This is a genomic window from Methylobacterium indicum, assembly GCF_001043895.1.
In the GTDB taxonomy this organism is placed as follows: domain Bacteria; phylum Pseudomonadota; class Alphaproteobacteria; order Rhizobiales; family Beijerinckiaceae; genus Methylobacterium; species Methylobacterium indicum.
In genome coordinates, this window is the sequence record NZ_JTHF01000061.1 from 1 (window position 1) to 8,712 (window position 8,712).

General features: G+C 72.0%; 9 protein-coding genes. 7 read left to right on the top strand and 2 right to left on the bottom strand.

Going from position 1 to position 8,712, the window contains the following annotated elements:
* Positions 1-669 (bottom strand): chromate transporter (locus QR78_RS07620; RefSeq protein ID WP_048426900.1); only part of this gene is annotated, 669 nt, incomplete at its 3' end.
* A 137-nt stretch (positions 670-806) separates the two neighbouring features.
* Here QR78_RS07620 and ruvB point away from each other — a divergent pair.
* The 7 genes from ruvB (at position 807) to tolB (ending at position 7,789) form a co-directional block, all read left to right on the top strand.
* Entirely contained in the window at positions 807-1,856 is a 1,050-nt protein-coding gene (gene ruvB, locus QR78_RS07625) for a Holliday junction branch migration DNA helicase RuvB (RefSeq protein WP_089504291.1), read from the top strand.
* Positions 1,849-2,796 carry a metallophosphoesterase gene (locus tag QR78_RS07630; RefSeq protein WP_048426902.1) on the top strand — a complete coding sequence of 316 codons (948 nt, stop codon included), beginning with the start codon at positions 1,849-1,851 and terminating at the stop codon, positions 2,794-2,796. The genes ruvB and QR78_RS07630 overlap by 8 nt, the downstream gene beginning before the upstream one ends.
* A 255-nt stretch (positions 2,797-3,051) precedes the next feature.
* On the top strand, positions 3,052-3,495 hold the full coding sequence (ybgC, locus tag QR78_RS07635; RefSeq protein WP_048426903.1) for a tol-pal system-associated acyl-CoA thioesterase: 444 nt from the start codon (positions 3,052-3,054) through the stop codon (positions 3,493-3,495).
* Positions 3,496-3,681: 186 nt separating this feature from the next.
* Positions 3,682-4,398 carry a protein TolQ gene (gene tolQ, locus QR78_RS07640; protein WP_048426904.1) on the top strand — a complete coding sequence of 239 codons (717 nt, stop codon included), beginning with the start codon at positions 3,682-3,684 and terminating at the stop codon, positions 4,396-4,398.
* Positions 4,399-4,438: 40 nt separating this feature from the next.
* Positions 4,439-4,882: an ExbD/TolR family protein gene (locus QR78_RS07645; protein ID WP_048426905.1), complete on the top strand. Its 444-nt coding sequence runs from the start codon at positions 4,439-4,441 to the stop codon at positions 4,880-4,882.
* A gap of 19 nt (positions 4,883-4,901) precedes the next feature.
* A complete protein-coding gene (gene tolA, locus QR78_RS07650) occupies positions 4,902-6,401 on the top strand; it encodes a cell envelope integrity protein TolA (protein ID WP_082173734.1) in 1,500 nt (499 codons plus the stop codon).
* 47 nt (positions 6,402-6,448) lie between these two features.
* Positions 6,449-7,789: a Tol-Pal system beta propeller repeat protein TolB gene (gene tolB / locus QR78_RS07655; protein WP_048426907.1), complete on the top strand. Its 1,341-nt coding sequence runs from the start codon at positions 6,449-6,451 to the stop codon at positions 7,787-7,789.
* Positions 7,790-7,898: 109 nt separating this feature from the next.
* Here the strand turns inward: tolB and QR78_RS07660 are convergent.
* On the bottom strand, positions 7,899-8,712 hold an 814-nt coding region (locus QR78_RS07660), incomplete at its 5' end, for a molybdopterin cofactor-binding domain-containing protein (protein WP_048426908.1).

Below are 8,712 nucleotides of genomic sequence, written 5' to 3' on the forward strand. Positions count from 1 at the left end.
GTGGCGGCGGGCCCCGCCGGCTCCCCCGGCGGCCGGGCCGGGCATCCGGCCTCCCCCCCCCGCCGCGTGGCCGCCCCCGGGGCGGAAGGCCGGATGCCCGGCCCGGCCGCCGAGGAAGCCGACGAGGCCCGCCGCCACTACGACGAGCGGGAACGGCACGTCGAAGAGGAACAGGGCGGCGAAGGCGGCGGCCGCGAGCCCGGTCATCGCCGGGCCGCGCAGCGCCCGCCGGCCGATGCGCTGCACCGCTTCGAGCACGATGGCGAGCACCGCGGCCTTGAGGCCGAAGAACAGCCCGGCCACCGGCCCGGCCTCGCCGTACAGCACGTAGATCCAGCTGAGGCCCATGATGGCGAGGAGCCCCGGCAGCACGAACAGCCCGCCGGCGAGAAGCCCGCCCCGGGTCCCGTGCATCAGCCAGCCGACATAGGTGGCGAGCTGCTGCGCCTCCGGCCCGGGGAGCAGGGTGCAGAAGTTGAGGGCGTGCAGGAAGCGGTTCTCGGAGATCCAGCGTTTCTCGTCCACCAGCACGCGGTGCATCACGGCGATCTGCCCGGCCGGCCCGCCGAAGGACAGGGCGGCGATCCGGGCCCAGACCGGCAGGGCCTCGGCCAGGGTCACGGGGGCAGGGGCGGCCCGGTCGCGCGCGGCCGGCTCGGTCGTCGTCACGGGCGTCGGTTCTCCGGGGCAGGGGAGCCGGAAAGTAGCGCGATCGGTCGCGTTGTGCGACAGAACCCGGCGAGTACATCCGGCGAACGGGGCTGCCGGCCTCGCGCCGCCGACACGAGCCACGCGCCAGGTCCCGCTTGAGCAAGCAGCCCAAAGCCCTCCTCACCCCCGAGCGCCGCGAGGACGACACCGACGCCTCGATCCGGCCGCTCAGCCTCGCCGACTTCACCGGTCAGAAGGCGGCCCGCGCCAACCTCCAGGTGTTCATCGACGCGGCGAAGAAGACCGGCCAGGCCCTCGACCACGTCCTGTTCGTCGGCCCGCCGGGCCTCGGCAAGACCACGCTCGCCCAGATCGTCGCCCGCGAACTCGGCGTGAATTTTCGCTCGACCTCCGGTCCGGTGATCGCCAAGGCCGGGGACCTTGCGGCGCAGCTCACCAATCTGGAAGAGCGCGACGTCCTGTTCATCGACGAGATCCACCGCCTCAACCCGGCGGTGGAAGAAATCCTCTATCCGGCGATGGAGGATTACCAGCTCGACCTCATCATCGGCGAGGGCCCGGCCGCCCGCTCGGTGAAGATCGAGCTGCCGAAGTTCACGCTGGTCGCCGCCACCACCCGGGCGGGCCTGCTGACCACGCCGTTGCGCGACCGCTTCGGCATCCCGGTCCGGCTCGAATTCTACGACATCGACGAACTCGAACTCATCGTCAGCCGCGGCGCCCGGGTGCTCGGCATCGGCATGGCGCCGGACGGGGCCAACGAGATCGCCAAGCGGGCGCGGGGCACGCCGCGCATCGCCGGGCGGCTGCTGCGCCGGGTGCGCGACTTCGCCATCGTGGAGGACGCCCCCACCATCACCCGTGCCATCGCCGACCGGGCGCTGCGCCTGCTTGACGTCGATCCCGCCGGGCTCGACACGATGGACCGCAAGTACCTCAACATCATCGCCCACTCGTTCAGCGGCGGGCCGGTCGGGGTCGAGACCATCGCGGCGGCGCTCTCCGAGCCGCGCGACGCGATCGAGGAGATCATCGAGCCCTACCTGATCCAGAAGGGCTTCGTGCAGCGCACGCCGCGCGGCCGGGTGCTCACCGCCCACGCCTTCCGCCATCTCGGCCTGCCGGAGCCGAACCGCGACCCCACCGTGCAGTTCGGCCTCTTCACCGGGGACGAGGATGCGTGAGCAGGGGAGGGGGTACCGCCTCTTCACCCGTCGCCGGGTGCTCCAGGGGGCGGGCCTCGTCGCGCTCTCGGGCGCGACGACCGGCGCCTACGCCACCGGGATCGAGCCGTTCCGCCAGATCGTGACCCGCTACGCGATCAGGCCGAACCCCGCCGCACCCTGGCCGGCGGGGCTCTCCTTACGCATCGTGGTTCTGACCGACATCCACGCCTGCGACCCCTGGATGAGCCTGGAGCGCATCGCCGGGATCGTGGACGCGACCAACGCACTCGGGGCCGACCTCGTGGTGCTCGTCGGCGACTTCATGGTGGGCCAGCGCTACGTCACCCGCGTCATCCCGGCGGCCGAATGGGCGCCGGTGCTGGGCCGGCTCGCGGCGCCGCTCGGCGTCTACGCGGTGCTCGGCAACCACGATTGGTGGGAGGATCCGGAGGCGTTGCGCCGCGGCGGCGGCCCGACCGCCGCCGGCACGGCGTTGATGCGCAACGGCATCCGGCTCCTGTCGAACGAGGCGGTGCCGCTCGCGACCAGGGCCGGCCCGGTCTGGCTCGCCGGGCTCGAGGATCAGCTCGCTCTGCATCCGGTTCGGCGCCGCGGCAGCCGCGGTCGGGTCGGCCTGGACGACCTGCCCGCCACCCTGGCGGCGGTGCCGGACGGCGCCCCGATGATCCTGCTCGCCCACGAGCCCGACATCTTCGCCCACGTTCCGGCCCGGGTGGCGCTCACCCTGTCGGGCCACACCCATGGCGGCCAAGTGCGGCTCTTCGGCTGGTCGCCGGTGGTGCCGTCGCGCTACCCCCGCCGCTTCGTCTACGGCCATGTCCGCGAGGCGAGCGACCTCGTGATCTCCGGGGGGCTCGGCCTCAGCGTCGCGCCGATCCGGTTCGGGGTACCGCCGGAGATCGTGGTGGTGGAGCTGGGGGCGGATGCCACCGTCTGATGCATTTTTCCCCTGATCCCGTTTGAAGTAAAAAGCGCGGGATCCCCTCTCCCGTGTGGGAGAGGGGTAGGGGCGATCGAAGATCGCACGAGGGTGACACGCTTCCGAACGGAACTCGACCGTACCGCCGCCAGCACGACGTTCGGTGCTTCACACGGAAGCCGAGCCACCCTCACCCCTGACCCCTCTCCCACACGGGAGAGGGGAAGCGCGCGACTTGTCGGCCTCAGTTCGGCTGAGACACCTCAAGCGCGAATGGATGAGACTGAGGACGAACCCCGCGTGACCGAAACCCTGCCCCCGGATGCCCACGCCCTTCCCGTGCGCGTCTACTACGAGGACACGGATTTCTCCGGCTTCGTCTACCATGCGAGCTACCTGCGCTTCATGGAGCGGGGGCGGACCGAGCTCCTGCGCGGGCTCGCCGGCGACCAGTCGGAGCTGCACCGGGAGGCGGACGGCCTCGTCTTCGTGGTGCGGCGCATGACCCTCGACTACCTCAAGCCCGCCCTCATGGACGACGCGCTCACGGTGCTCACCGCCACCCGCGAGCTGCGCGGCGCCTCGATGCATCTCGACCAGGAGGTGCGCCGCGGCGACGAGGTGCTGGTGCGGGCCGAGGTGGTGGTGGCCTGCGTGCGCGACGGCCGGGCGGTGCGCCTGCCGGAGGCCCTGCGCCGGCGCCTCGGCAGGCGCTAGAGCATCCCGCTCACCATTCCTTAACCCTGCCGGGGGCTTAACTCGCGGCGGGCGGACGCTCCCTCGCGGGGCGCCGGCCCATACTTTCGACAGATTCGGGCGCGATCGAGACACGATACGACAAGCCCCGATCCCGGTTGGAGTGCCAGCGGTCCGTCCCTCGGCCCGCGACGCGAGGAAAGCCGCATGAATCCCGCCGACGCCGCCCAGGCGATGCCCGTGGCCGAGATCACGATGTTCGGCCTGTTCTGGCAGGCCCATTTCGTCGTCAAGGTGGTGATGCTCGGCCTCCTCGGCTCCTCGATCTGGTGCTGGTCGATCATCGTCGACAAGACGCTGCTGTTTCGCCGCACCAAGGCGGAGATGGACGCCTTCGAGGAGGAGTTCTGGTCCGGCCGGCCGCTGGAGGAGCTCTACCGCGCCTACAACGACAAGCCGGCGAGCGGGCTCGCCGCCCTGTTCGTCGCCGCGATGCGCGAGTGGCGCCGCTCCTACGAGGGCTCGGGCCGCTCGATCCGCAGCCTCGGCCAGCGCATCGACAAGGTGCTCGACGTGACGATCCAGCGCGAGGTCGAGCGGCTGGAATCGCGCCTGCTGTTCCTCGCCTCGATCGGCTCGGCGGGCCCCTATATCGGCCTGTTCGGCACGGTCTTCGGCATCATGACCGCCTTCACGTCGATCGCCGCCTCGAAGAACACCTCGCTCGCGGTCGTGGCGCCGGGCATCGCCGAGGCGCTGTTCGCCACCGCGATCGGCCTGTTCGCGGCGATTCCCGCGGTGCTCGCCTACAACAAGCTCCAGGCCTCGGTCGCCAAGGCGCAGGGGCGCCTCGAGGGCTTCGCCGACGAGTTCTCGGCGATCCTGTCGCGGCAGATCGACGAGCGCATGGCGCTGGCGGCCTGAGCCGGCACGCGTCCCCCCTCTCGGACAGGGATCGAACCCAATGAGCATGGCCACCGGAGCGGCCCAGGGCGGCGGGCGCCGTCGGCGCGGCCGGCGGGGCGGCGCGATCAACGAGATCAACATGACGCCGTTCATCGACGTCGTGCTGGTGCTCCTGATCATCTTCATGGTGGCCGCGCCGATGATGACGGTCGGCGTGCCCCTCGACCTGCCGCAGACCAAGGCCGCGCCGCTCAACCAGGATTCGAAGCCGGTCACCCTCTCGATCCGTCAGACCGGCCAGGTCTTTCTCGGGGAGGACGAACTGACCGACGATACGATCGTGGCCAAGCTCTCGGCCACCGCCAAGGACGGCTTCGAGGAGCGGGTCTTCGTGCGCGGCGACAAGCGGGTCGATTACGGCCGCGTCGCTCAGGTGATGGCAATCGTGACGGGCGGCGGCTTCAAGAAAGTCGCCCTCGTGACCGAGCCCGACCAGCGTTAGTAGGGCGGGGTTCGCCGTGGTGTTTCCCTTCGACAGGTCCGAGCCCGGCGTCTGGGTGTCGGCCGGCGCGCACGTGGTGCTGATCGGGCTGGCGCTGTTCGCCGCCGCCTCGCACGTGCTGCCGCAGGCCGAGGAGGGCGTGCCGGTCGAGGTCATCACCGAGAACCAGTTCTCCGAACTGACCAAGGGCCAGCGCGACGGCGACGCCCCGGCCAAGAGCCCGCGGGCCGACCGCGTTGCCGACAAGCAGCGGGAGAACGACCCCGGCGAGGCCAAGGCCGACGTGCCGACCCCGCCGACGCGCCCGCCCGAGATGAAGGTCGCCAACGCCGAGGAGATGCCGACGCCGCCCCTGCGCCCGGCCCTCGAGCAGCCCGAGCCCGCCCCGATGCCGCCGGCCCGCCCCGACACCGCCAAGGCCGATGCCGAGAAGGCTGCCGCCGCGGCTGCGGCCGCCGCCGCGAAGGCCAAGGCCGACGCCGAGGCGCGCGAGGCCAAGGCGGAGGCCGAGCGCGAGGCCAAGGAAGCTGCGAAAGCTGCCGCCAAGGAAGCCGCCAAGGAGGCTGCAAAGGCTGCGGCCGAGAAGGCCGCTGCGACCGCGGCCAAGGCCGCCGCCGAGAAGGCGGCTGCCGAGAAGGCCGAGGCCGAGGCGATCCGGCGCGAGGAACTGGCCGAAGCGAAGGCGGCTGCCGAGAAGGCCGCGGCGGACAAGGCCGCCGCGAAGGCGAAGGCCGAAGCCAAGGCCCGCGCCGAGGCCGACGCGAAGGCCAAGGCCGAAGCCAAGGCGGAAGCGGAGGCCAAGGCGCAGGCCGAAGCCGAGGCGAAGGCCAAGGCGGTCGCCGACGCCAAGGCCAAGGCGGAAGCGAAGGCCCGTGCCGAGGCGAAGGCCGAGGCGGAAGCGAAGGCCCAGGCCGAAGCCGAGGCGAAGGCCGAGGCCAAGGCGGAAGCCGAAGCCAAGGCCCACGCCGCCGCGGAAGCCAAGGCTAAGGCCGAGGCCGCCGCAAAGGCCAAGGCGGTGGCGGATGCCCGTGCCAAGGCCGCCGCGGAGGCCAAGGCCAAGCGCCAGGCCGAGCTCGCCGCCAAGTTCAATTCGGGCTCGATCCGCGACATGCTGGCATCGCACGGGCCGTCGCAATCGACCGGGGCCACCGGCCGCGAGGTCCAGCGCACGGCGGCGCTCGGCGCCGCCACCGGCACCTCGCAGCGGCTCAACCCGAGCCAGCGCGACGCCCTGGTCGGCCTGCTGCAGCAGCAGATCGAGCGCTGCTACTCGGCGCCGCCCGGCGCCGCGCAGGGCATCGTGCTGCCCCAGCTCGACATCCGCCTGAATCCGGACGGCTCGCTCACCACCGATCCGCGCATCCTGCGCGCCGGCGGCAGCGCGGTCGACCGGTCGATCGCCGAGGCCGCGGTGCGGGCGGTGCGGCGCTGCGCGCCCTTCCGCATCCCGGCCCAGTTCGCGCCGTTCTACAACGACTGGCGGGTCATCAACGCGGAGTTCGAGCTGCCGCGGGCTTAGAAGACCCCACCGGCCGCCTGCCTCACCACACGACGGACGTCCCCTGCATGCACTCCCCCTCGCGACTGCGTCCCGCGCTCGCCGCGCTCCTGTGGCTGTGCCTCGCCGCCGGCCTGATGCCCGGCTTCGCCACGCCGGCCCAGGCCCAGCTCAACCTGCGCATCGGCCCCGGCGGCGCCTTCCAGCCGATGCCGATCGCCATCGCGGACTTTTCCGGCGATCCGAGCCTCGGCCCGACGCTCTCGGGCATCGTGACCAACAACCTGAAGCGCTCGGGCTACTTCACGCCCGTCGAGAAGGCCCGCTTCCCCGAGAGCCCGAACTTCGACGCCGCGCCGAACTTCCCCGCCTGGAAGGATATCGGCGTGCAGGGCCTCGTGACGGGCCGCGTCACCCGCGACGGCACCGGCAAGCTCAAGGCCGAGTTCCGGCTCTGGGACGTGCTGTCGGGCCAGCAGATGGTCGGCCAGCAATATGCGGGCGACGGCGCCAACGCCCGCCGGATGGGCCACCTGATCTCGGACGCGGTCTACACCAAGATCACCGGCATCGGCGGCTTCTTCGACACCCGCGTCGCCTTCGTCGACGAATCGGGCTCGAAGGAGCACCGCCGCAAGCGCCTCGCCATCATGGACCAGGACGGCGCCAACGTGCGCTACCTGACGAGCGGCGAGGCCTCGGTCGTGGCGCCGCGCTACTCGCCCTCGACGCAAGACATCACCTACATGGCCCAGGTCACCGGCCAGCAGCCGCGGGTGCAGGTGATCAACCTCTCGACCGGCGCCCGCCAGGTGATCCCCACCAACGCCGAGATGAGCACCAGCCCGCGCTTCTCGCCGGACGGGCGCCGCCTGGTGATGAGCGACCAGGATGGCGGCAATGCCAGCATCTACGTGATGGACCTCGCCTCCAAGGCGCAGACCCGGATCACCAACGCCAACGCCATCGACACCTCGCCGTCCTTCTCGCCGGACGGGCGCGAGATCGTGTTCGAATCCGACCGCGGCGGCCAGCAGCAGGTCTACGTCATGGGCGCCGACGGCTCGAACCCGCGCCGCCTGACCTTCGGCGACGGCTCGGCCTCGCAGCCGGCCTGGTCGCCGCGGGGCGACTACATCGCCTTCACCCGCCAGCGGAAGGGCTCGTTCGCGATCTGCGTCATGAAGCCGGACGGCACCGGCGAGCGGGTGCTGACCGAGGGCTTCCACAACGAGGGCCCGACCTGGGCGCCGAACGGCCAGTACCTGATCTTCTTCCGCGATCCCGGCGGCCAGGCCGGCGGCAAGCTCTACATGGTCGACATCACCGGCAAGGTCGAGCAGCCGGTCCCGACCCCGTCCTACGCCTCCGACCCGACCTGGTCGCCGCTGATCGACCCGCAGCGGTAAGGCGATGGGCCGGCCCGGAGACGGGCCGGTCCTTCCATCCCATGGCGCCGACACCCGTTCGGGCCTGGCCCGGCGCTGTCGAACGGGTCCGCTCGACGACGCGGCGGTCTCACACCCCGATCGCCGCCTTCACCAGTTCCGGCCGCATCGGCAATTCGCGCAGGCGCACGCCCGCGGCCTGCCGGATCGCGTTGGCGAGGGCCGCGGCGGTCGGGCCCTGGGCGACCTCGCCGGCGCCCAGGAAGGGCGCTCCCGGGCGGTCGATCAGGTGGACCTCCAGGCGCTCGGGAATGTCGGGGAAGCGGGCGATCGGGTAGGTGCTCCAGTCGCGGCTCGTCGGGCCCGTCGCGTCGTGCGCCACCGCCTCGAACAGGCTCCAGCTCATCGCCTGGATGATCCCGCCCTCGATCTGGTCGCGAAGCCCGTGCGGGTTGACGATCTCGCCGGCATCGAGCGCCGCCTGCGCCCGCACCAGCCGGACCCGGCCGCTCTCGCGCTCCACCGCCACCTCGACCGCGATCGCGCAATAGCCGGCGAGGTTCTTGTAGCGGGCGAAGGCGAAGCCGGCGCCGCGGCCCTTGGGCAGCGCCGCTCCCCAGCCGAACCGCTCGGCCGCCGCCTCGATCACGGCACGGGCACGGGGGTCGTCGAGATGGGCGAGCCGGAAGGCGACCGGATCGGCGCCCGCCGCCTCCGCCGCCTCGTCCATCAGGCTCTCGATTGAGAAGACGTTCATGTAGGCGCCGAGGCTGCGCAGGGCCGAGACCCGGAGCGGCATGGCGGCGACGAAATCGTGCGCCACCCGGGCCCGGGCGAAGCGGTAGAGCGGGATGGCGTTGCGGTCGCCGCCGCCCTCGGGCTGCGGCAGCGCCTTCGGGGGCGGGGCCGGGAACGGCCTCTCCAGCATCCGGGCCGAGAGCAGC